Below are 23514 nucleotides of genomic sequence, written 5' to 3' on the forward strand. Positions count from 1 at the left end.
GGGCGTCCCCCGTGCCTCTCCCGCACCCCTCGCACCGTCCCGCGGCTGCCCCTCACAGTCGGCCGCGTCCCAGTCACGCGTTCCAGGCACCCGACGTTCCCCCAGGTCAGGGGCGTTTTCGGCGTTCCAGCGTCCCCAACTGCCCGGCGTTCCTGGCGGTCGGGACGGGTGGCCACGCAGGGTGGGACCGTGCTCGCCGGGAGGACCCCCTCACGGCTTCTGGAGCACGGATCTCGCAGCAACCACATGGGAGTTCGTCATGCGTCACCATCGTTCACGTCTGATCGCCGCCCCGGTCGCGGCGGTCGCTCTGACCCTCACCGTCGCCGGCTATCAGGCCAGCGCGGCCGGGACGTCGGGCCCGGACGAAACGGGCCGGCCCGCCGGCGGCATCGCACGGGCCGCGGCGGCCCCCTGCCTGTCCGACGCCACGACGCTGCTCGGCGACCTGGACGGCGACGGCCGCCCGGACAAGATCGCGAACCCCGGGCTCAACGGCACCAAGATGACGGTGCAGTGGGGGGCCGCCGACGGCTCGTTCGGCACGAAGCAGAACGTCGGCAAGCTGGTCGGCGTCAAGCGGGGCGAGGTCGCCACCGCCGCGGTCGCCGACTTCCAGAACGACGGGAAGCCGGACCTCGTCGTCAACATCGTCGAGCCGTCCGGCGTCGACGACCCCGCGACGGCCCGCGTCGCCGACTACCGGCCCGGACCGCTCAAGCGCGCCGACCTGTCCTCCGCCCGCACCCGGCACCTGGACATCGGCGACGCCCGCGAGGCCAAGGAGCTCCGGATCGCCAACTACGGCGACGACGCGTACCCGGACCTCGCGATCCTCAGCAACGCCGGAGACGGCGTCTGGGAGCGCAACGTACGCCTGACGAAGGCGAACAGCGGCCCGGGCGCCCACAACCAGGACCACGAGCAGAAGTACGGCGCCTGGGGCACCCCTGCCGAGCCGCCGGCCATGCCCGGCGACGGCTGGAAGCACTTCTACAAGGCGTGCTCCTGATCTGACCGGTTCCTGAACGTCACCTGCGGGCGCCGCCGGTTCTCTCCGGAACCGGCGGCGCCCCCCTCGGCCCGGCCGGGGTGTCTCCAGCCGCTCGAAATGAGGAAGCTCTCGTGTCCAGCCCGTTCCCGTCCCTCCTGGCCGCCCCGGCGCCCATCGCGTCCGCCGCCCCCGCCACGCCCGCCGTGCTCCCGGTGCCCAAGGACCGGCGGGTCCGCGTCTCCGTCACCGCGCCCGACCCGATCAGCCGCGAGGGCGTCGTCAGCCAGCTCCGCCGCCACCCCGACGTCGAGGTGTGCGCCGACGCCGCCGCCGCCTCCGTCACCCTGCTCGTCGAGGACACCCTCGACGAGGCCGCGCTCACCCGGCTGCGGCGCGCCGTCCGCGGCGAGGGCGCCCGCGCCGTGCTCGTCGCCGGAGCGGTCCGCGAGCACGAGCTCCTGGACGTCATCGAATGCGGTGTCGGAGCCATCGTCTGGCGCCGCGAGGCCACCGCGCACCGGCTCGCGCAGGCGGTCCTGACCACCGCCCAGGGCGGCGGCGACCTGCCCACGGACCTGCTCGGCCAGCTCATCGGCCAGGTGCGGCGCCTGCACCAGGGCGGCCCCGACCAGCCGGGGTTCATCATGAGCTTCACCAAGCGCGAGGTGGACGTGGTGCGGCTGGTGGCCGAGGGGTTCGACACCTCGGAGATCGCGAGGAAGCTCTCGTACTCCGAACGCACCGTCAAGAACGTGATGCACGGCCTCACCACGCGCCTGCACCTGCGCAACCGGGCGCACGTCGTGGCGTACGCCCTGCGCGAGGGCTTCATCTGAGAGAGCCGGGCCGTACGGCCGCGTCACACGGTGAACTTGACGGCCTCGAGCGACTGGTTCAGCTCCATCGGGCTTCCGTGGTACTTCCACTGGCCGGGGTCGGTGCACACCTCGCCCATCCAGTCCCTGTCGGTCACGAAGGGGTCGCTGCAGACCGACCCGTCGTTGACCTTGTAGGTGAAGCCCTCCAGCGGCGGGTCGGCGCTCTCGGTGCTGCCGAAGAACATGTCCTCGCCGTCCGCCGCGTCCGACCACGGGATGCCCTCGCGCCAGCCCTCGCCGACGAAGGCGCCGGTGCCGGTGACGCCCTGGGTGCCGGACACCGCGATGTTGAGCGACTTGATGGGCGCGTTCCGGCCGGGCGTGCCCGCCTCGGCGCCGTCGCACACGGGCTCCTGCCAGGCGTCGCCCACGTAGGCGCGGTAGCAGATGTGGCGGCCCTCGCCGAGCTCGTTCACCGCGTCGGCGGCCGTCCTCTCGTCGGGCGCCTCCTCCTCGCCGCCGCCTCCACCGTCGCCCTCCGGCTCCTGCGCGCCGCCCTTGTCGGACTCCGCGGGAGGCTCGGTCTCCTTGTCCTCCTTGGGCGGCGGCGGCGCCTTCTCGGCCGGCGGGGACGGGCTCGCCGGTGCGATCGCGCCGGACTCCTGCGGCTTCTCCTTCGCCACGGTCTGCATCTCCGGGCGGTACGCCAGCCAGATCGTCACGAACGCGACGGTCAGCGCGAGGACCAGGCCGAGCGTGCCCGCGAGCCAGCCCGGCAGGACGCTGCGCTGCACGAAGGTGCCGTCCACGGTCAGCGGTTCGGTGCCGGAGCGGCGTACGCCCAGCGAGTAGGGCTGCTCCTGCTTGGAGCCGAACCAGATGATCTGCTGCGGCCGCAGCGTCGCCTTCACGAACGCCGCACGGCCCGGCTCGATCTGTACGTTGCCGGGCTGGATGTCGTACGACAGCTTGTCGCCGGTGTCGTTGCCGCCGAGCGACGCGGTGACGGTGGTGTTGCCGACGTTGTCCACCGCCAGCTGGGGGCGGCCCCGGAACCATCCCTTCACCGTCGGCGGCACCAGTTCGGCGCGCACCTCCGTGAACGGGTTGACGGTGACGTTCCCCTCGGTGACGACGACGGCGCCCGCGTTCTCCGTCGGGGTGATCCGCACCGCGTACGGATGCGCGCCGGCTCTCGCGTCCGGTGTGCGCGGCGGTGCGAAGGTCAGCTCCACGGTGCCGGTCGTCCCCGGATAGAGGCGCAGCACGGCCGGCTCCAAGGTGGTCCAGGAGGCGAGGTCGCCGACCGGGTCGAACCGGTACGCGTCGACGATGTCACCGGTGTTGCGCACCCGCAGCTGCACCGTGGTGGCGCTGCCGGGGTCGACGGTCACGGAGGCAGGTTCGAGGGAGGTCCAAAGGCTCACCCCACGACGCTAGGCGGGCCGATGGCGGCAGTCAGGGGTCGGCCGGGCAGACCCGGCTGCCCATAGGGGCGTGCGTGCTGACCGCCCGCACCCCGCCGTACGGGCTCGGACGAGGGTCAGGAGCCCGTCGGTGCGCTGTCCAGGCGGGTGTCCTGACGGGTCGCCGCGTCCAGGACGCTGTCGAGGAGGCCGGGGAAGAGCGCGTCGAGGTCGTCGCGGCGCAGCACGTTGAGTTTGGTCGTGCCGCGGTAGATCTGCCGGATGACGCCGCTCTCGCGCAGCACCCGGAAGTGGTGCGTGCACGTCGACTTGGTGACGGGCAGCGCGAAGTACGAACAGGAGAGGCCTGCCGCGCCCTCCTCCCTGGCCAGCTCCCGCACGACGCGCATCCGCATCGGGTCGGCGAGGGCGTGCAGCACCGCTTCGAGGCGGACGTCCCCGGGCTCGGGGTGGGCGAGCGTCCTGCTGCTCGCGCTGCCGGTCGCGGCGGCGGTCGTCATGGCGGCTCCACTTCGTCCTTGGCTTACGTCGCCCCATTGTACGAGAGTCACCGTAGTTTGACATCTGCCGTACTACGAGGTCTATCGTACGAGGAGCACATCCCCGAGGAACCCATGAGGAATGGAGCCCGCCGTGAGCGCGCTGTTCGAGCCGTACACCCTGCGATCCCTGACCATCCCGAACCGGGTCTGGATGCCTCCGATGTGCCAGTACTCCGCGGCCCCCGAGGGCGCCGAGGTCGGGGCCCCGCGTGACTGGCACTTCGCGCACTACGCCGCGCGTGCCGCCGGCGGCACCGGTCTGATCATCGTGGAGGCCACCGCGGTCAGCGCCGAGGGCCGCATCAGCCCGTACGACCTGGGCATCTGGAACGACACCCAGGTCGCCGCGTTCCGCCGCATCACGGAGTTCCTGAGGAGCCAGGGCACCGTCCCCGCGATCCAGCTCGGCCACGCGGGCCGCAAGGCATCCACCGACCGCCCCTGGAAGGGCGGCGCCCCGGTGGGCACGGACGAGCACGGCTGGCAGCCGGTCGCGCCCAGCCCCGTCGCCTTCGACGAGCGGCACCCCGTGCCGACCGAGCTCTCCGTCGAGCGGATCCACGAGATCGTGCGGCAGTTCGCCGACGCGGCCCGGCGCTCGCTGGACGCAGGCTTCGAGATCGCCGAGATCCACGGCGCCCACGGCTACCTGGTCGGCGAGTTCCTCTCCCCGCACAGCAACAAGCGCACCGACGCGTACGGCGGCTCGTACGAGAACCGCACCCGCTTCGCCCTGGAGGTCGTCGACGCCGTACGGGCCGTGTGGCCCGAGGACAAGCCGCTGTTCTTCCGCATCTCCGCCACCGACTGGCTGGAGGAGGGCGGCTGGACCGCGGACGACACGGTCCGTTTCGCGACCGATCTCAAGGAGCACGGCGTCGACCTGCTCGACGTGTCCACGGGCGGCAACGCGGCGGGCGTCCGCATCCCCGTCGAGCCCGGCTACCAAGTCCCCTTCGCCGCGCGGGTGAAGGCCGAGACGGAGCTGCCGGTCGCCGCGGTGGGTCTGATCACCGACATCGAGCAGGCCGAGAAGATCGTCGCCAACGGCGAGGCGGACGCGGTGCTGCTGGGCCGCGAACTGCTCCGCGACCCCTCGTGGGCGCGGCGCGCGGCACGTGAACTCGGCGCGGAGGTGCACGTGCCCGAGCAGTACCACCGCTCCGTCTGACGTCCGCCGCTCCCCGCGCATCTCGTTCACCATGGGTCATAGTGGGCACCCGGACCTGAGAGTGAACGACTGCGCAAGAGGGGCGACGATGTCGACAGGTCGACTTCCGGAGCGTGAGCAGCGCATCCTCGACGAGATGGAGTCGGTCCTGCGCCGGGACCGGCAGCTCACGGTCCGCCTCTGGCTGCTCCGGCTCGGGCCCCGCACGCGCACGGCCCTCGCGAACAGGCCGCATCCGCTCACCGTGGCCCTCTTCGCCGCGCTGTCCGGCACGCTCCTGTTCGTCGGTCTCACCACGTCGAGCGCCGGCATGGTCTGGGCCTTCGCGGGGCTGTGGTCGCTCACGCTGATCGGGTTCGTGCGGCTGCTGTGCCGGTGGACCGAGCCGTGACCGCCAGGCCGATTCTCGGTCTGGCGGTCATGTGGTGCCGGGCGTAGAGAGAGAGGTTCACCCAGGGCCCCCAGGGAGGCCGACGTGGACAGGATCATCGGCAAGGGAACGTTCCGGGACGCTTTCAAGAACCAGATCGTCGCGCTCTCCGCGCTGCCACCGGGCACGGCACGGCGGTTCGCCGAGCGGGCCAACGCGGCGGCGGGTCCGTCCGATGCCGCGCTGCGGACGAAAGCCGAGTTCAGCGCCTTGTACGACCTGCTGCTCGCCGAGCAGACGGACATCTCGGGCGACGGCGGCCTCGTTCTGCGCGACGCGGCCGGGTACGTCACCGCGATCGGCGGCATGGTGGACGCCTACCTCGAAACGGCCGTGGACAAAGCGGAGTTCTTCGCTCAGGACCTGTATCAGGTCAAGGTCACCGGGTGGCCGCCCGGCGTCCTGACGGCCGACGACGTCATGGAGGCGCCGCCGGGCGCCCTGCTGTCCCTGGCGCGGAGCGACGCACCGGACGAAACGCTGCTGGCCACCCCGTCGTTCTCGATGGTCAACAGCGGCAATCTGACGGCGCACGCGCCCAAGCGATCCTGGAAGATCGACTTCGAGGTCGGCGCGAGCGAGGACCGCCTCTTCGGCATGGAGCGGATCAACCTCAAGGCGATGTACAACGACCCGTCGCAGATGCGCGAGGCAGTCGCCTGGCGGCTCCTGGAGCGCGCGGGCATCCCGGCGGCGCAGCACACGTACGCCACGTTCACGCTCAACGACCGCTACATGGGCCTCTTCTCGATCATCGAGCAGGTCGACAAGAAGTTCCTGAAGGACCACTTCGGCAAGCACTCGGAGGGCAACCTCTACAAGGCGTACTGCGGCGACGTCGGCTGCGCGACCCTGGAGCACCGCTCCGGCACCGACGGCTCCGACGGCGGCCGCCACTACTTCACCGCGGGCAGCAGGGAGGACGACCGCACCTACCGCCTCAAGACGAACGAGGACGATCCGGCCGCCGCCACCTACGACGACCTCGCCGCACTCGCCCGCACGGTCAACGGCGTACAACTCCCCGGGGACGAGAGCAAGTTCGCGTCCGACGCGTTCCGTGAGTCGGTCGAGCACATCCTGAACGTGCCGGCCTTCCTGCGCTGGGCGGGCGCCAACGTCCTCCTGGGCAGCTGGGACAACTACTTCGCGACGCCGTCGAACTACTACCTGTACAACTCCGGCAGGCTCGGCGACCCCTCGGGCTTCATGTCCCGTCCGTACTTCACGTTCATCCCCTGGGACTACGACAACAGCTCGGGCATCGACTTCTTCTCGACGCAGTGGCAGTACACGGACCTGCTCGACTGGCCCGCGATGACCCGCAACTACTGCCGGATCACGCACGCGCCGCACCAGGTGTCACGGATCCCGCTCCTCACCAACCTGCTGCGCCACCACGACTTCTGCCAGTACTACCTCGACCACCTCGAGTACCTCCTGGACACGGAGTTCGAACCCGAGCGGATCGCCGCGCTGCTCGGCGCTGAGGGTTCGGGGCGGACCGACGGGCTGTGGCAGCTCATCGCCCCCGCCGCCTACGCGGAGTCCACCACCCCGCACGGACAGCCCTTCACCGGGCGGCAGTTCACCAACGACGAGGTGTACCGCGCGGCCTACCGGCAGTGGGAGCTGAGCCGGGGCGCACAGTTCACGTACGGGATCTTCCACTACACGCGCATGCGCTACGACCACGCACGTCGCCAGCTCGCCGAGCTGCGCAAGACCTACCCCAACGGCGCCAGCGGGGCGTCGTTCCCCGGCGCGATGGAGGTACTGCCCTCATGACCGCGACGAAGAAGCCCAGGAAACCCGAGAAGGCCGACGAACTCCGCCTCGTCAAGGAAGCGAAGATCCAGGACCTGATCGGGGACGGCGCGGGCACCCGTCTGGAGGCCAGCGGTGTCCTCTACCGCGACGGCGCCTTCCTGATCGTCTGCGACAACCTGCCCTCCCTCATCCGGGTCAGCAGCGAACTGTCGCCCAAGGCCCCGGAGAACGGCGTCCTCAGCCGCGCCAGGAGCAAGAAGAGCGGCCCCTCGAAGACGAACGTGGGCTACGAGGATCTCGCCCACGACGCGGCACGCGACCACTACTACACGCTGAGCGAGGCCGAACCGGTCAAGTCCAAGGGCTTCCGCGCCCGCGTCCAGGAGTACGACGCGAAGCTGCGCCCCATCGGCTCGGCCCAGCTCGAATTCGACCTGGCCGACGCCAACAAGGGCATGGAAGGCCTGGAATGGGTCGACCGCTCGGGCACGGGTCACCTCCTCGCCCTGTGCGAGGGCAACTTCTGCGCGGGCGGCAAGAAGGGCAGGACGCCGGGCGGCGGACGCATCCAGGTCTTCCGGCGCGAGGGCAAGCGGTGGACCAACACGGCCACGATCCGGCTCCCCAAGTCGCTGCCGTTCGAGGACTACAGCAGCGTGTCCGTGCGCGACGGACGCATCGCCGTCCTGTCGCAGGCGTCGTCCGCGCTGTGGGTGGGCCGCATCGACACCAAGAAGTGGGAGGTCGACGAGGGCCGCGTCCACCGCCTCCCCACCGACGGCAAGGGCCGCACGGTCTACGGCAACCCCGAAGGCGTCTCCTGGGTCTCCGCCGACCACGTGGTGATCGTGTCCGACCGGGCGAAGAAAGGCGCGACCAACGCGCGGTTCCGCGCGAAGGACCAGTCGATCCATCTGTTCCTGATCCCGGGCAACAACCACTGACCCCGGAATTCGGCCCGGGTCACTCGGGGATGGCCGCCAGCGTGAACGAGTGCCCTGCCGGGTCCGAGTAGGTCCGGGTGTCCCGGGGGCCGCTGTTGTCCTTCGTGTCGATGGGCCGCGCACCGAGACCGACCGCCTCGCGCTCCGCCTCGTCCATGTCGTGCCGGGCGACCATGATCCGCAAATGTGCCTGCTGCGAGTCCTCGGGGCGGGGCCAGCTCGGCGGGATGTAGTCCCGCTCCCGGTGCACGGCCAGGCAGACCCCGCCGTCGTTCGTGACCTCGACGTAGTCCGGGTCCTTGCTCAACCGCACCTCGGCGCCCAGCAGTCCGGCGTAGAACTCTGCGAGCCGCTCGGGCTCGGAACAGTCCAGTACGAGCACGGTGTTCTTGTGGACGGTCATGCCGTCCGGGTTTCCCGCGCCGTCGTTTCCAAACGGCGGCGCACCCCCCGCGGAGCCCGTCGCCGAACCCGACCTGGGCCTGCGGCACCTGCACGCCGAACTCGGCCTGCCCCGCCGCGGCGTGGGCGCCACCATCCGTACCCGTCCTCACAGAGAGCTGATGGACCGCCCGACCTCACGCATCACATGACCCGCGAGTGCGGCAACAGCGACATCGCTGCCCTCCTCGTCCAGCAGCTCTCTCATCAGCGCCACCGTGGTGACCCGGTCCGTGTCCGCGGGAGCGGGTAGATCGGGGAGGCGGACGGCGGACACCACAGGGGGCTCAAGGCCGGGGCGATGGGCCGCGGCCGGCGCAGCCAGCACGAAGCGCTCCACGTCGAGGGCCTCGTCCCAGCGCGTCAGGAGGTGCGGCACCGCATCGCCCACCGCGCGCCTGACAGTGCGTTCCGCTTCCGTCTCTGCGGACGTGTGGCCCAAGGCCGCGTTGCGGTCGGCCAGGGCCACGTCGTTCGGGACAGCCCCGCCTTCAGGGCTCACTTCATCCACTCCGCCTCGTACTTCGCATACGTCCCGTCGTGCTTCGCCAGGTGCACGAACTGGTCGGCGTACTCCAGGAACTCGTCGTCGCCGCGTGGTGTCGCGTACGCCTTCTCGGAGAAGGTGAAGGGCTTCTCCGGGTGGAGGGAGCACAGTTCGGGGTGGATCTTCGACTGGTAGAGCGTCTCGCTCGCGTCCGTCATCATCACGTCGGCGCGGCCGTCGATGATCTCCTGGAAGATCGTCGTGTTCTCCGGGTGCAGCTTGATCGTCGCCTGCTTGATGTGGGCGCGCGCGAACTGTTCGTTCGTGCCGCCGGGGTTGACGATCACCGTCGTGCCCGGCTTGTCGATGTCCGCGAGGGTTCCCGCCCCGAACTTGTCCTTGTCGGCGCAGCGCACGACGGGTGTCTTGCCGTCCTCGCGCGTCGGCTCGCTGAAGTAGACCTGCCGGGCGCGGGGCAGGGTGATCGAGACGCCGCCGACGCCGATGTCGCAGCGCCGCGACGCCACGTCCTTGGTCAGGTTCGCCCAGGTCGTCGCCACGAACTTCGGCTTCGCGTCGAGGCTCTTCGCCAGGTCACGGGCCATGTCGATGTCCACGCCGGTGTACGTGCCGTCGGCGGGGTCCAGTTTCGTGAACGGGGCGTAGTCGCCGGTCGTGCAGACCCTCAGTACGCCCTTCTTCGGGACGGAGTCGAGGAGGGTCCCTTTGTGCGCACTTTCACGCGCGGCGGGTGCGGAGGGCGCGGCGGGTGCGGCCGCGGTGATCGCCAGCAGGCAGACCAGGGCGGACAGAGTGGCGGCACGCTTCACTGGGAGCTCCTCCGGGGTGTGAGCGGGGTGAGCCGGACCGGCGTCAGGTCGGGCGGCCCGTCGTCGTACGCGTCCTCGTCGAACGGGTACAGCGGGCGCTCCACCCGGTGGTGGCCGAGTCTCGGCAGGTCCTGGTCGACGCCTCCCGGTGTGAGGGCGAGGAGCCAGTCCGCGGCCATGTCGTGGAGTTCGGGCTCCAGGTAGCCGATCTTCACGACGACGAGGTCGTATGTACGGGGGTCGATGCCGAGGCCGCCCTCCGCCGGGCCCGTGAAGTCGGCGAGCGTGTGGAACGGCTTGCGGCGCTCGACGAGGATCACGGTGAGGCCGCCGTGGCGCACGGCGGCCATGTCGACGCCGCGGTCGTAGGCGCCGCCCTCCGCCCGGTCCTTCTGGTCGGTGGCGCGCTGCAGCGCGATGACGGTGCCGGTCAGGGCGTAGGGGCCGCCGTGGTTCGCGTCGACCTTGCCGCCGACGCTCAGCGTGACCTCCGCGCCCACGCCCGCCTCGAAGCACCGGGCGACGGCCACCGGGTCGGTGATGCCCGGGTGGACCGCGGTGACCCGGCCGGAGCGGATGGCGTCGTTGTCGAGCAGCCTGGCCAGCATGTACGCGAGGTCGCCCGCGCCGCCCGCCGTCGGGTTGTCACCCGAGTCGCTGATCAGGAAGGGCCGCGCGTCCGACGCCACCGCCTTCTCTATGCACTCGTCGGCGGAGCCCGTCGGGCCGACGAAGACGAAGTCGCGGCGCGCGTCCCAGTAGCGGCGGGCCAGCTTCTCCGCTTCGGCGGCGGCGAGTTCGGCGTCGTCGCCGGTGACGACGATGGCGGCCCGGCAGCGCGGTTCGTCGGCCCAGGCGTAGCCGACCCACAGCGCCGCGTCGAGGATGCCGGGGAGCTTCTCGATGTCGGCGAGGGAGGCGTAGAGGGACTTCGCGGGCTCCAGGCGGGTGCTGGTCTTCTCGCCGGGCAGGAGGACGGGGACCTGGACCCAGGCGCGGTGCGGACGGACGCCCTCCCGCAGGCACCGCACGAGGTTGCGGGCCGCGCGCTCGCGGGTCTCCCAGGCGTCCTCGTGCGGGGCGAGACGGTGGGCGGTGAGCAGGTCGATCGGTTCGGCGAAGCGGCGCGAGACGTTGCCGTGCAGGTCCATGGCGGCCGAGATCATCGGGCGCCCCGTGCCGTCCGGGGTGCCCACGGAGTCGAGGGCGGCGCGCACCGCCTCGGTGAGGTCGGCCTCGGCGTCGGTGAGGCCGATGACGCTCATCGCGCCGTGGATGTCGTAGACCAGGCCGTCGAGGGGTCCTGCCTCGCGTATGCGGGTGACGAGTTCGTTCTTGAGGATCAGGTACGACTCCGCTTCCACCGGCCCGCCGGGCAGCGACGTCGCGTGCAGCAGGGGCACCCACTCGACGGTGTCGGCGAGGTCGGAGTCTGCCTGCGTCCAGGTGTAGCGGTCGAGGAGGTCCTGGCCGCGGGTCCGGTGGAAGTCGTCGGTGGTGGAGCGGTGCGGGCAGAACGTGGACGACTCGATGCCGATGCCGCCGATGCCGATGCGCAGGCGGCGGGGGTGTGCGGTGGGGGTCATGCGGGTGCGCTCTCTTCCTGCGGTGCGGGGGCGGGGCCGGGGACGGAGCTCGGGCCGGACGTGGTGGGGAGGTGGTGGCGCAGCGCCGTGAGGCCCGCGCCGAGCAGGCCCGCGTCGACGCCCGTCACGGTGGTGGTGATCTCCAGGTCCGCCGTGGCGAGCGGGAGACAGCGTTCGTAGAGGACGCCGCGCACGGCCGCGACGAGCGGTTCCGCGGTGGCGAGAACGCCGCCGAGCGCCACGGCCTGCGGGTTGAAGAAGTTGACGACGACGGACAGGACCGTGCCGATGTGCCGTCCGGCGGTGCGGACGAGGGTGGTGGCCTGGGGGTCGCCGTCCGCGACGAGCCGCAGCAGGTCGCTGGTGTCGGACACCTCGACGCCCTGCAGGGCGAGTTCGCGGATCAGGGCGGCACCGCTGGCGACGGTCTCCAGGCAGCCGATGTTGCCGCAGCTGCACGGGCGGTCACCGGCGGCGTCGACGCGGACGTGGCTGATGTCGCCCGCGCTGCCGTTGGCGCCGTCGTGCGCGCGGCCGGCGGAGATGACGCCGCTGCCGATGCCGCGGCCCGCCTTGACGACGACGAGATGGTCCAGTTCCGGCCGGGCCACGCGGTGTTCACCGACGGCCATCATCGTGGCGTCGTTGTCGACGGTGACGGGGATGCCGAGCCGCTCCGCGAGCACGTCCCGCAGGGGGTAGCGGTGCCAGCCGGGCATGCGGGACGGGCTGAGGACGCGTCCGGTGCCGGGCTGCACGGGGCCGGGGAAGGCGACGCCGAACGCGCGGACCGTGCGGCCCTCGGCGCGCTGCCGGGCGACGAGCGCGTCGGCCTGTTCGCAGAGCCAGTCGACGGCGGAGTCGGGGCCCGCGGTGATGTCGTGCGGCAGGTCGACCGCGTCGGTGACGGTGCCGCCGAGGTCGACGGCGCCGAGCCGCGCGTGGTGACTGCCGAGGTCCGCGGCGAGGGCGACGCCGCCCCGCGCGGCCACCCGGAGGAGCCGGGGCCTGCGGCCGCCGCGCGACGCGCCCTCGCCGGACTCGGTGAGCAGACCCGCGTCGACGAGTTCCTGCACGCGCAGGGAGACCGTGGAGGGGGCGAGGCCCAGTTCGCGTACGAGATCGGCGCGGGACGTGGCCGCCCCCGACGAGACCAGGTGCAGGATGTGCTGCCCCGAGCCCGGCTCGCCGAGTGGTGTTCCGGTCATGCGGCCGCCCCCAGGTGCTTGCCTGTTGCTGAGAAGTGTTTGTTCGACGCGGTTCGTTCGACAACGACACGAACATTAGGGCCCGTCGAAGCAAGTTGGCCAGAGCTTCCCGCTTTTCCACTTCTTGCCGAATGAAGCTATTGACTTGTTTTTCGCGGTCGGCCTAGCGTTCGGGCGCCGCCCCGTCGTACTCCGGCACGGGCCGGCCCCGTACCCCTTGGAGGCCCATCGCCATGCGCTCATTCAGGTCCGCGGCGGCCGCGCTGCTCGTCCTCGCGGCGGCCCTCACCGGCTGCACCCGCGAGGGCGGCCGCATCGACATGGGCCCCACCGGCGGCACCCCCGTGGAAGGCGGCACCGCGACGATGGCGCTGCCGCCGTCGGCGACGCCCAACTGGATCTTCCCGATCGGCGCGCCGGGTTACGGCGCCTCGTACAACTACGGGATCAATTCGCTGCTGTTCACGCCGGTGTACGACGCCGTGCAGGACGAGGCGGAGGGCGAGCTGACCACGCACGGGCCCGGCACGCTGGGCCTCGAGCCGAGGTACAGCGACGGCAACAAGACCGTGACGGTGCCGCTGCGCGAGGGCGTCGAGTGGTCCGACGGCACGCCGGTCACCGCCCGCGACCTGGAGTTCTGGTTCAACCTGGTCAAGGCCAACAAGGCGGACTGGGGCAGCTATTCGGTCGGCACGATGCCCGACAACGTCAAGCGGTTCGAGACGCTCGACGACCACACGGTGCGGCTGCACCTGTCCCGCGCCTACAACCCGGACTGGTTCACCGCCAACCAGCTCGTCCTGCTGCGGGCGCTCCCCCAGCACGCCTGGGACGCGAAGACCGACGGCGGGAGGATCGGCGACTGGGACCGCACCTCCGCGGGCGCCAAGGCCGTCTTCGCGCGGCTGACCAAGCATGCGAAGAGCCTCGGCTCGTACGCTTCGGACCCGCTCTGGAAGACGGTCAACGGGCCCTGGAAGCTGGCGGGCTGGCGTGACAGCGGGCAGGTCACGATCGTGCCGAACGAGAAGTTCACCGGCCCGAAGTCGGAGCGCCCGCACCTGGACAAGGTGGTGTTCAAACCGTTCACGACGGCCGACTCCGAGTACAACGTGCTGCGTTCGGGCGGCGTCGACTACGGCTACATCCCGCCCTCGGTGATGGCGCAGAAGGAGAAGTTCGAGGACAAGGGGTACCGGGTCGACCCGTGGGAGGGCTGGGCGGCGACGTACATCGTCTACAACTTCAATTCCACGCACGGCGGCCCGATGATGGACCAGCTGTACATCCGCCAGGCCATGCAGCATCTCGTCGACCAGAAGGCGATGAGCGACGTCATCTGGCAGGGCAGCGCGACCCCGACGCTCGGCCCGGTGCCGGTCACGCCGAAGAGCCAGTACCTGTCCGAGAAGATGGAGAAGAACCGGTACCCGTTCTCCATCGCCAGGGCCAAGGCACTGCTGGAGCGGCACGGTTGGCGTACGGAGGACGGGATTGCCCGCTGTGTACGTCCCGGCACGGGCGCCGACCAGTGCGGCAAGGGCATCGCCAAGGACACGCCCCTCGAGCTCACCCTGCTCTCCCAGTCGGGGTCGACCGAGACGACGAACATGATGCAGGAGCTCAAGTCGTCGCTGTCCAGGGGCGGCATCGACCTGACCGTGCGCCAGCAGCCACTCAACTCGGTGCTCGGCAACTCCGTTCCGTGCACGGCGAAGGACCCGGGCTGCGACTGGGACATGTCGTTCTTCGGGACGGCCGGCAGCTGGTACTACCCGCTCAACCCCAGCGGCGAACAGCTCTTCTCGACGGGCGCCTCCGCCAACTTCGGCAACTACAGCGACAAGAAGGCGGACCGCACCATCCGGGCCGTGCAGTACTCCCCCGACATGAAGGCCGTCCACGAGTACGGGGAGTACCTCGCCGAGCAGCTGCCGGTGATGTGGATGCCGAACCCCGCGTACCAGGTCTCGGTGATCCGCAACGACCTGCGTGGCGTCTCGCAGAACCCGACCGTCACCTTCGCGCCCCAGCACTGGTACTACGTCAAGAAGAAGGGGGCCGAGAAGTGACCGGCTTCACCGGCTTTCTGGTCAAACGCTTCCTCCAGGCGATCGTCGTCCTCTTCCTGGTGTCCGTCATCGTCTTCGTGCTCCTGCACCTGCTGCCGGGCGGCCCCGCCCGCGCCATCCTCGGCCCCAAGGGCACGCCGCAGCAGATCGAGCACTTCAACCATCAGCAGGGGTACGACCGTTCGCTGCCGACGCAGTACGCGATGTATGTGAAGCGGCTGCTCACGGGCGACCTCGGCGAGTCGTTCAAGCTCAACTCGCCCGTCTTCGACCTGCTGAAGCAGCGGCTGCCGAAGACGCTGCTCCTCACGGTCCTGTCGACCGTCCTCGCCGTGGTGATCGCGGTCCCGCTCGGCCTGCTGCAGGCCGTGCGGCGCGGCAAGGCGTCGGACTACGCGCTGACGGGCCTCGCCTTCCTCCTGTACGCAACGCCGGTGTTCTTCCTCGGCCTCATCATGATCATCCTGTTCGCGCAGGTCATGCCCGTCCTCCCGGCGGAGGCACCGCAGGGCGAGACGATCGGCGCGCTCCTCGGCGACTTCACCGGGCTCGTCCTGCCGGTGGTCACCATGGCCTTCGGCATCGTCGCGATGTTCAGCCGCTACATGCGCTCGGCGGTGCTCGACAACCTCACCGAGGAATACGTCCGCACGGCCATGGCCAAGGGCCAGTCGAGCCGCCGGATCATGGTGAGGCACGTCCTGCGCAATGCGCTGATCCCCCTCGCCACGCTCCTCGGCCTCTATCTGCCGACGCTGTTCAGCGGCGCCCTCGTCGTCGAGTCGATGTTCAACTACCCGGGCATGGGGCTGCTGTTCTGGAACGCGGCGCAGGGCTCCGACTTCCCCGTCCTGCTCGGCGTGACGCTCGTCGTCGGTGTCGCCACCGTCGTCGGCTCGCTGCTCACCGACGTCCTGTACGCCGTCCTCGACCCCCGGATACGGAGCGTGGCATGAATACCACGGTCGCCCCTGTCACCGCGCCAGGCCACGAGGACGCCGCGCGGGCCACGCCGTCGCTTGCCCGCCGCACCCTCCAGGTCTTCACCGGCAACAAACTCGCCCTGACGGGCATGGTGGTGCTGCTCCTGCTGCTCGCGTTCAGCTACCTCGGCCCGCTGGTGTACGACACCGAGCAGGTCCACACCGACCTGTCGCAGGCCAACCTGCCGCCCGGCAGCTCGGGACACCTCCTCGGCACCACCGACCTCGGCTACGACATGGTCGGGCGGCTGATGGTCGCCGGACAGACGTCCCTGGAGATCGGCCTGGCGGCGGGGCTGCTCGCCACCCTCTTCGGCACCGTGTACGGCGCGGTCTCCGGCTACTTCGGCGGCTGGGTCGACGCGGCGATGATGCGGGTCACGGACGCGGCGCTCGCCATCCCCGCGATGTTCCTGCTCGTCGTGGTGGCCGCGATCATCACGCCCGGCAAGGGCGTCCTCATCATGATCATCGCGGGTGTCGCGTGGCTGTCCCCCGCCCGTCTGGTGCGCGGCGAGGCCCTGTCGCTGCGCAACCGCGAGTACGTGCAGGCGATGCGGATGATGGGCGGCGGCGGTACGCGCGCCGTCTTCAAGCACATCGTGCCGAACGCCATCGGCACGGTCATCGTCAACTGCACGTTCCAGATCGCCGACGCCATCCTCTACGTCAGCTATCTCGCGTTCCTGGGCCTGAGCATTCCGCCGCCCTCGGCCGACTGGGGATCGATGCTGTCGGCCGGCATCACCTACACCCAGAACGGCTACTGGTGGCTGATCTTCCCGCCGGGCATCGCGATCGTGCTCGTCGTCGCCGCGTTCAACTTCATCGGTGACGGGCTGCGTGACGCGTTCGAAGTACGGCTGCGGAAGTAAGAGGGAGTACCGCGAAGATGACTGAACCCCTGCTCACCACGGTGAGCGAACCGCTCCTCTCCATCGAGGACCTGCACGTCGACATCGCCTCGCGCGAGCGCACCGTCCACGCCCTCGACGGCGTCTCCCTGTCCCTCGCCCCCGGTGAGGCCCTGGGCATCGTGGGCGAGTCCGGCTGCGGCAAGACGATGACCGCGCTCGGCGTCCTCGGACTGCTGCCGCCCGGCGGCGAGATCACCGCGGGCCGCGTCCTGTTCGACGGACAGGACCTCGCCGCCGCCCCCGCGCCCGTTCTCCAGGACGTCCGCGGGAACACCATCGGCATGGTCTTCCAGGACCCGCTGACCTCCCTCAACCCGACGATGACCATCGGCGCGCAGGTGGCGGAGCCGCTGCTCCTGCACCGCCCCGGCATCGGCAGGAAGGAGGCGTGGGCGCGTGCCCAGGAGATGCTGCGGCTCGTCGGCATGCCGCAGCCCGCCGAGCGCATGAAGGCCTACCCGCACCAGCTGTCCGGAGGCATGCGGCAGCGCGTCGCCATCGCCATGGCGCTGGTGTGCGAGCCGAAGCTCCTGATCGCGGACGAGCCGACGACCGCCCTCGACGTGACGACACAGCACCAGATCCTGGAGCTCGTCGACGATCTGCGCGCCCGGCTCGGCATGGCGATGATCCTGGTCACCCACGATCTGGGGGTCATCGCCAACCGGGTGGACCGGGTCGCGGTGATGTACGCGGGAAAGGTCGCCGAACAGGCCGACGTCCGCAGCCTGTTCGCCCGACCCCGCCACCGCTACACCGAGGCCCTGTTCGCCGCGCTCCCCGAACGCGCGGCCGACCGCGGCACGGAGCTGCACACCATCCCCGGACTGCCGCCGAACCTCTCGGCGCGCCCGACAGGCTGCCGTTTCGCACCGCGCTGCACGTTCGCCACGGACGAGTGCCGCACGACGGAACCGCCTCTCGCGGACGACGAGACGCGGGGCGCGGAACACCGGTTCGCCTGCTTCCACCCGGTGCCGTCCGCAGCCGCCTCCGAGGACGAGGTCGTGGTCCCCGCGCCCGTCCCCGCTGCGGGCGCCCCCGGTGACGTACTCCTCGAACTCGACTCACTGGTCAAGGAGTTCCCCCTCAAGGGTGGTGCCTTCTCGCGCAGCCGGGGAACCGTGAGCGCGGTCGGCGGGGTGTCGCTGACGATCCGCAAGGGCGAGACGTTCGGCATGGTCGGCGAGTCCGGCTGCGGCAAGACGACGCTCGGGCGGATCGTCGCCGGCCTGGAGGAGCCGACCGGCGGCGCGGTGCGCTTCGAGGGCGCCGACCCGACGCGGATGTCGCGGGCCGAACGGCGCGCGCACAGGCGGCGCGTCCAGCTGATGTTCCAGGACTCCACCGCCGCGATGGACCCGCGCATGCGGGTCGGCGAGACCCTGCGCGAACCGCTCGTCATCCAGGGCGTCGGCGGCCGCACCGAACAGGAGAAGCTTGTCGCCGAGCTCCTCGACGCCGTCGGCCTGCCGCGCGGCGCCGTGCACCGCTACCCGCACGAGTTCTCCGGCGGCCAGCGCCAACGTCTCGGCCTCGCCCGCGCGTTGACGCTCTCACCCGACCTCGTGGTCGCCGACGAGCCGGTCTCAGCGCTCGACGTGTCCGTGCAGGCGCAGATCCTCAACCTGATGCGGGAGCTGCAGCGGGAGCGCGGTCTCACCTATCTGTTCATCTCGCACGACCTGGCCGTCGTACGCCATCTGGCGGACACCGTCGGCGTGATGTACCTGGGCAAGCTCGTGGAGTCGGGCCCCGCCGAGCAGGTGTACGCGCATCCGCTGCACCCCTATACGCGCGGACTCCTGGACACGGTCAACCTGCCCGACCCGGAAGCCGGCGCGTCGGGCCCGGAGCGTGCGCCACTGAAGGGCGAGACACCCTCCGCCGCGCAGCCCCCGTCCGGCTGCCGCTTCCGTACCCGCTGCCCCCTCGCGCAGGACGTGTGCGCCACGACCGAACCGCCGGTCAGCACGCCGAACAGCACGGGACACCAGGTGGCCTGCCACTTCCCGCTCGCCTCGCCTCGGCTAGCGTCGGCGGTGTGAGACTCGCCGATGCCCTTGCCCAGCGCCCCCTCGTCCTCGACGGCGGCCTCTCCAACCAGCTGGAGGCCGCCGGGCACGACCTGAGCGACGCTTTGTGGTCCGCGCGGCTGCTCGCCGACGAGCCCGCCGCGATCGAGGCCGCCCACCGCGCGTACTACGAGGCGGGCGCCGAGGTCGCGATCACCGCGAGCTACCAGGCGACGTACGAGGGGTTCGCGCGCCACGGCATCGACGCCGGACACACCCGGGAACTCCTGTCCCTGAGCGTCGACCTGGCCCGGCGCGCCGGGTCGGGCACCGGGCGCGAGGTGTGGGTGGCCGCGTCCGCCGGGCCCTACGGAGCGATGCTCGCCGACGGCTCCGAGTACCGGGGGCGGTACGGGCTCTCCGTGGACGCGCTCGAACGCTTCCACCGGCCCCGCCTGGAGACCCTCGCCGAAGCCGGACCCGACGTCCTCGCCCTGGAGACCGTGCCCGACACCGACGAGGCGCGGGCCCTGCTGCGGGCGGTGCGCGGTCTCGGGGTGCCCGCCTGGCTGTCGTACAGCATCGCGGGCACGCGCACGCGCGCGGGACAGCCCCTCGACGAGGCCTTCGCGCTCGCCGCCGACGCGGACGACGTGATCGCGGTCGGCGTCAACTGCTGCGACCCCAGGGACGCGGAGGCGGCGGTGGCGCTCGCCGCGCGGGTCACCGGGAAGCCCGTGGTCGTCTATCCGAACAGCGGGGAGGCGTGGGACGCGGCGGCCCGGTCCTGGCGGGGGCCCGCCCGGTTCGCGGCCGGGCAGGTCGCGGGGTGGCGGGCGGCCGGGGCGCGGCTGATCGGAGGCTGCTGCCGGGTGGGCCCGGCGGCGATCGCGGAGGTGGCCGGGCAGCTGGCGTGGCCGGGCCACAAGAGCTGAGGACACGGCGTTGACCTGCGGGAACGCGGCACCGAAGGGTGACTGTCAGTGGTCGGGTGCAGACTGACGGATACCTGAGACAACGACGTCCCGGAGGTGGCCACGATGGCCGATGTACTTCTGACCGTAGGCACCCGCAAAGGCCTGTTCATCGGCCGCAGACGCGGGGGTGCATGGCAGTTCGACGACAGCCCGTACTTCAACGCGCAGGCCGTGTATTCCGTGGCCATCGACACCCGCGGCCCGTCCCCACGCCTCCTTGTCGGCGGTGACAGCGCGCACTGGGGCCCTTCCGTCTTCCACTCCGACGACCTCGGGCGGACGTGGACGGAGCCGTCCAAGCCCGCCGTGAAGTTCCCCAAGGAGACCGGGGCCTCTCTCGAGCGGGTGTGGCAGCTGCACCCGGCGGCCGCCGAGCCGGACGTCGTGTACGCGGGCACGGAGCCCGCAGCGCTGTACCGCTCGGAGGACCGCGGCGAGTCCTTCTCGCTCGTACGTCCCCTCTGGGAGCACCCCACCCGCTCCAAGTGGGTGCCGGGCGGCGGCGGAGAAGGCCTGCACACCGTGCTGACCGACGCCCGCGACAAGCGCGCCGTGACCGTCGCGGTGTCCACCGCCGGGGTGTTCCGCACCGAGGACGGCGGCGCCAGCTGGGCCCCTTCGAACGACGGCGTCTCGGCGGTGTTCCTGCCCGACCCGAACCCCGAGTTCGGGCAGTGCGTGCACAAGGTGGCGCGGGACGCGGCCGACCCGGACCGCCTGTATCTGCAGAACCACTGGGGTGTGTACCGCAGCGACGACGCGGGCGCGCACTGGACCGACATCGGCGGCGGACTGCCGTCCGACTTCGGTTTCTCCGTGGTCGCGCACCCCCACCGCGGCGGCACGGCGTACGTCTTCCCCATCATGGCCGACAGCGACCGGGTCCCCGCCGACCACCGCTGTCGCGTCTACCGCACGACCGACGCGGGCGGGACGTGGGAGCCGCTGAGCACGGGCCTGCCCGACGAGGACCACTACGGCACGGTGCTGCGCGACGCGATGTGCAGCGACGACTGCGACCCGGCGGGCATCTACTTCGGAAATCGCAACGGTGAGGTGTTCGCGTCGGCGGACGACGGCGACACCTGGCGGCAACTCGCCTCGCACCTGCCGGACGTGCTGTGCGTGCGGGCCGCGGCCATCGGTTGATCACCCCTGCCGTTACGGCAGTAGGGTGACGCCGTGGCACCACGACCCTTGCATGAAATCGTCGAGACCGGCTGGGCCGAAGCCCTCGAACCGGTGGCCGGACGGATCGCCTCGATGGGGGACTTCCTGCGCGCGGAGATCGCCGCGGGACGCACCTATCTCCCCTCGGGGGCGAACGTCCTGCGCGCCTTCCAGCAGCCCTTCGACGACGTCCGCGTCCTGATCGTCGGCCAGGACCCCTACCCCACCCCGGGTCACGCGGTGGGCCTGTCGTTCTCGGTCGCGCCCGATGTGCGGCCGCTGCCCGGCAGCCTCATCAACATCTACCGCGAGATGAACAGCGACCTGGGCCTGCCCGCGCCGACGAACGGCGACCTCACGCCCTGGACGCAACAGGGCGTCCTGCTCCTCAACAGGGCGCTCACCACCGCACCGCGCAAGCCCGCGGCGCACCGGGGCAAGGGCTGGGAGGAGGTCACGGAGCAGGCCATACGGGCGCTCGCGGCGCGCGGCAAGCCGCTGGTGTCCATCCTGTGGGGCCGCGACGCGCGCAATCTGCGGCCGCTGCTCGGGCAGTTGCCCTCGGTGGAGTCCGCGCACCCCTCCCCCATGTCGGCGGACCGCGGCTTCTTCGGGTCGCGCCCCTTCAGCCGGGCCAACGACCTGCTGGTCCAGCAGGGGGCACAGCCGGTGGACTGGCGGCTGCCGTGACACCGGAGGAGCCCCCGGAGTGGGTGTTGGGCGTCGATTCGGGCGGTTCCGGGCTGCGGGCCGCGCTGCACGCGCCCCAGGGCATGCGCCGCCCCGAACCCGTGCGCTCCGCGGAACCGGTGCGCACCGGCGCGCGCGGCATCGACGCCGGGCACTTCATGGAGCAACTGCTGCCCATGGCGCGGGGCCTGCTGGAGCGTGCGGGCGGCGGACGGATCACCGCCGTCGCGGTCGGCGCCGCGGGCATGGCGACCCTCGGTGACGACCTCCGCGCCGAACTCCCCGCCGCGCTCGGCCGGACGCTGGGCGTCCGGCGCACGGCGCTGGCCGCCGACGCCGTCACCGCGTACGCGGGGGCGCTCGGCGACCGTCCCGGCGCCGTCGTCGCCGCGGGCACCGGCATGATCGCGATCGGCACGGACCTGACCGCCTGGCGGCGCGCCGACGGCTGGGGGCACCTCCTCGGCGACTGCGGCGGCGGGGCGTGGATCGGCCGCGCCGGGCTCGAGGCGGCGATGCGGGCGCACGACGGCAGACGCGGCGGGTCGCGGGTGCTGCTCGCACGCGCCGAAGCGGTGTTCGGGCCCCTGGCCGGGCTCCCGGGCCGGCTCTATCCGCGTGCCGACCGGCCCGCGGTCCTCGCCTCCTTCGCTCCCGAGGTCGCGCGATGCGCGTCGGACGACCCGGTGGCGGACGGCATCCTGCGGGCGGCGGCCGGTCACATCGCCGAGGCGGCGGCCGCCGTCTGCCCCGTCACGGACACCTGCGAAGTCGCCTTCACCGGCGGCCTCTTCCACCTCGGCGACCCGCTGCTCGTACCCCTGCGCGTCGCACTCGCGGACCAACTGCCGCACGCGCGGCCGGTCCCCGCGGCCGGTGACCCGCTGGACGGCGCACTGCGCATAGCGGCGGATATCGCCGAGGGCCGGTTGCGGCTGCCGCTCGACCCTCGCATGCTCTCGGTCCACGGTGCGGGTGACCATGAAGAAGGCGACAGTTGACCTCTACGTAATTCATCAGACAAAAACGGACTTATACCGCCCACCTGCACCCTCCCCGAACAGGGATGGCCCGCAAGCCAGTAGCATGCGGGCGCATGAGCTCCCCCACTGGGCCCGCATCCGGCCTGCCTGTACGAATGCCGCGCCCCCGTCAGCCGGGCCGGCACCGCCGTCCGGAGCCCGTCGCGGCTCCTGAGGGCGCGCCCGCACTTGTCCTCGCCGTGCCGGGCGCCCCCAGCACCACCATGCGCGGCCTCGCCGAGGAGGTCGTGAGCATCGCCCGCTCCGAGCTGCCCGGCCTCGACGCCCGCATCGGATACCTCGACGGTGAGGAAGACGCCACCGTCACGTCGTTCCCCGAGTTCCCCTCGCTGCACTCCGTGCTCGCGCGCGCGGCCGCCGAGCGCACCGCCCGCGTCGAGCGCGCGCGTGCCGCTGGCGCCGAGGTGGCCGACCCCGAGGGTCCCGTCGCGGTCGTCGTGCCGCTGCTCGCGGGCCCCGACGCCGCGCTGATGCGGCGCCTGCGGCAGGCCGTCGTGGACAGCCGTGCCGCCGCCGAGCTGACGGACGTCCTCGGCCCGCACCCGCTGCTCGCCGAGGCCCTCCACGTGCGCCTCTCGGAGGCCGGGCTCGCCCGCGCCGACCGTGCCCGCCTGTTCACCGTGGCGACGGCCGCGGACGGCATCGTGCTGGCCACCGTCGGCGGCGAGGAGGCCGTGCAGGCCGCCGGGATCACCGGCATGCTGCTCGCCGCGCGCCTCGCGGTGCCGGTGATGGCCGCCGCGCTCGACGAGGAGGGTGCCATCGCGGCGACCGCCGAGCAGCTGCGCGGTTCCGGCTCGACGCAGCTGGCGCTCGCTCCGTACCTGATCGGTCCGGAGCTCGACAGCGCCCTGCTGGAGGCGGCCGCGAAGGAGGCGGGTCTCTCCGTCGCCGAGCCGATCGGCCCCTACCCCGCCATCGGCAAGCTGGCGCTCGCGAAGTACACGACGACGCTCGGCATCACGCCGCAGCCCTCGGGTGCGCCGGCACACTGAA

Annotated in this window: 22 protein-coding genes; 15 read left to right on the forward strand and 7 right to left on the reverse strand. The window is 71.5% G+C overall.

All coding sequences use genetic code 11. The features are described from left to right. Positions 1-259 precede the first annotated feature (259 nt). Positions 260-1012, forward strand: a complete 753-nt coding sequence (locus tag DEJ49_RS03680; RefSeq protein WP_150182363.1) for an FG-GAP repeat domain-containing protein — start codon at positions 260-262, stop codon at positions 1010-1012. A 155-nt stretch (positions 1013-1167) separates the two neighbouring features. Then, complete coding sequence (locus DEJ49_RS03685) at positions 1168-1830, forward strand: response regulator transcription factor (protein ID WP_190329564.1); 663 nt, start codon at positions 1168-1170, stop codon at positions 1828-1830. A 23-nt stretch (positions 1831-1853) separates the two neighbouring features. Here DEJ49_RS03685 and DEJ49_RS03690 read toward each other — a convergent pair whose 3' ends face one another. After that, positions 1854-3239: a hydrolase gene (locus DEJ49_RS03690; protein WP_150182364.1), complete on the reverse strand. Its 1386-nt coding sequence runs from the start codon at positions 3237-3239 to the stop codon at positions 1854-1856. Between the two features lie 116 nt (positions 3240-3355). Then, a complete protein-coding gene (locus DEJ49_RS03695) occupies positions 3356-3739 on the reverse strand; it encodes an ArsR/SmtB family transcription factor (RefSeq protein ID WP_150182365.1) in 384 nt (127 codons plus the stop codon). A gap of 133 nt (positions 3740-3872) precedes the next feature. Here DEJ49_RS03695 and DEJ49_RS03700 point away from each other — a divergent pair, with 133 nt between their 5' ends. From DEJ49_RS03700 to DEJ49_RS03715, 4 genes are all read left to right on the forward strand, one after another. Beyond that, positions 3873-4952, forward strand: a complete 1080-nt coding sequence (locus tag DEJ49_RS03700) for an NADH:flavin oxidoreductase/NADH oxidase (protein WP_150182366.1) — start codon at positions 3873-3875, stop codon at positions 4950-4952. A gap of 88 nt (positions 4953-5040) precedes the next feature. Then, positions 5041-5343: a DUF3040 domain-containing protein gene (locus DEJ49_RS03705; protein WP_150182367.1), complete on the forward strand. Its 303-nt coding sequence runs from the start codon at positions 5041-5043 to the stop codon at positions 5341-5343. 84 nt (positions 5344-5427) lie between these two features. Next, on the forward strand, positions 5428-7170 hold the full coding sequence (locus tag DEJ49_RS03710) for a CotH kinase family protein (RefSeq protein ID WP_150182368.1): 1743 nt from the start codon (positions 5428-5430) through the stop codon (positions 7168-7170). Beyond that, complete coding sequence (locus DEJ49_RS03715) at positions 7167-8096, forward strand: hypothetical protein (RefSeq protein ID WP_150182369.1); 930 nt, start codon at positions 7167-7169, stop codon at positions 8094-8096. Before DEJ49_RS03710 ends, DEJ49_RS03715 begins: the two co-directional genes overlap by 4 nt. A gap of 19 nt (positions 8097-8115) precedes the next feature. On the opposite strand, the gene DEJ49_RS03720 is transcribed toward DEJ49_RS03715, so the two are convergent. From DEJ49_RS03720 to DEJ49_RS03740, 5 genes are all read right to left on the reverse strand, one after another. Beyond that, positions 8116-8499 (reverse strand): VOC family protein, encoded by a 384-nt coding sequence (locus DEJ49_RS03720; RefSeq protein WP_150182370.1) that lies wholly within the window; start codon positions 8497-8499, stop codon positions 8116-8118. 147 nt (positions 8500-8646) lie between these two features. Beyond that, positions 8647-9039 (reverse strand): hypothetical protein, encoded by a 393-nt coding sequence (locus tag DEJ49_RS03725; protein WP_223832712.1) that lies wholly within the window; start codon positions 9037-9039, stop codon positions 8647-8649. Further along, positions 9036-9854 (reverse strand): transporter substrate-binding domain-containing protein, encoded by an 819-nt coding sequence (locus tag DEJ49_RS03730; RefSeq protein ID WP_150182372.1) that lies wholly within the window; start codon positions 9852-9854, stop codon positions 9036-9038. The genes DEJ49_RS03725 and DEJ49_RS03730 overlap by 4 nt, the downstream gene beginning before the upstream one ends. After that, a complete protein-coding gene (locus DEJ49_RS03735) occupies positions 9851-11440 on the reverse strand; it encodes a M81 family metallopeptidase (protein ID WP_150182373.1) in 1590 nt (529 codons plus the stop codon). Before DEJ49_RS03735 ends, DEJ49_RS03730 begins: the two co-directional genes overlap by 4 nt. Beyond that, positions 11437-12648, reverse strand: a complete 1212-nt coding sequence (locus tag DEJ49_RS03740) for an ROK family transcriptional regulator (protein ID WP_150182374.1) — start codon at positions 12646-12648, stop codon at positions 11437-11439. The genes DEJ49_RS03735 and DEJ49_RS03740 overlap by 4 nt, the downstream gene beginning before the upstream one ends. A 233-nt stretch (positions 12649-12881) precedes the next feature. Between DEJ49_RS03740 and DEJ49_RS03745 the strand changes: the two genes are divergently transcribed. The 9 genes from DEJ49_RS03745 (at position 12882) to DEJ49_RS03785 (ending at position 23513) form a co-directional block, all read left to right on the forward strand. After that, positions 12882-14723, forward strand: a complete 1842-nt coding sequence (locus tag DEJ49_RS03745; protein ID WP_150182375.1) for a peptide ABC transporter substrate-binding protein — start codon at positions 12882-12884, stop codon at positions 14721-14723. After that, the gene (locus DEJ49_RS03750; RefSeq protein WP_150182376.1) at positions 14720-15679 is read left to right on the forward strand and encodes an ABC transporter permease; all 960 of its coding nucleotides are present in this window, start codon (positions 14720-14722) and stop codon (positions 15677-15679) included. The genes DEJ49_RS03745 and DEJ49_RS03750 overlap by 4 nt, the downstream gene beginning before the upstream one ends. Next, a complete protein-coding gene (locus DEJ49_RS03755) occupies positions 15676-16581 on the forward strand; it encodes an ABC transporter permease (protein ID WP_150182377.1) in 906 nt (301 codons plus the stop codon). Before DEJ49_RS03750 ends, DEJ49_RS03755 begins: the two co-directional genes overlap by 4 nt. A gap of 17 nt (positions 16582-16598) precedes the next feature. Further along, positions 16599-18671: an ABC transporter ATP-binding protein gene (locus DEJ49_RS03760; RefSeq protein ID WP_150182378.1), complete on the forward strand. Its 2073-nt coding sequence runs from the start codon at positions 16599-16601 to the stop codon at positions 18669-18671. Further along, complete coding sequence (gene mmuM, locus DEJ49_RS03765; RefSeq protein WP_150182379.1) at positions 18668-19573, forward strand: homocysteine S-methyltransferase; 906 nt, start codon at positions 18668-18670, stop codon at positions 19571-19573. The genes DEJ49_RS03760 and mmuM overlap by 4 nt, the downstream gene beginning before the upstream one ends. 105 nt (positions 19574-19678) lie before the next feature. Further along, positions 19679-20764 (forward strand): WD40/YVTN/BNR-like repeat-containing protein, encoded by a 1086-nt coding sequence (locus DEJ49_RS03770; RefSeq protein WP_150182380.1) that lies wholly within the window; start codon positions 19679-19681, stop codon positions 20762-20764. Positions 20765-20797: 33 nt separating this feature from the next. Further along, entirely contained in the window at positions 20798-21475 is a 678-nt protein-coding gene (locus DEJ49_RS03775; protein ID WP_150182381.1) for a uracil-DNA glycosylase, read from the forward strand. Continuing rightward, entirely contained in the window at positions 21472-22476 is a 1005-nt protein-coding gene (locus DEJ49_RS03780) for an N-acetylglucosamine kinase (RefSeq protein ID WP_150182382.1), read from the forward strand. Before DEJ49_RS03775 ends, DEJ49_RS03780 begins: the two co-directional genes overlap by 4 nt. A gap of 95 nt (positions 22477-22571) precedes the next feature. Beyond that, a complete protein-coding gene (locus DEJ49_RS03785; RefSeq protein WP_150182383.1) occupies positions 22572-23513 on the forward strand; it encodes a sirohydrochlorin chelatase in 942 nt (313 codons plus the stop codon). Position 23514: the final 1 nt, after the last annotated feature.

Origin of the sequence: Streptomyces venezuelae (assembly GCF_008642335.1) — a bacterium.
GTDB classification, from domain to species: Bacteria; Actinomycetota; Actinomycetes; order Streptomycetales; family Streptomycetaceae; genus Streptomyces; species Streptomyces venezuelae_F.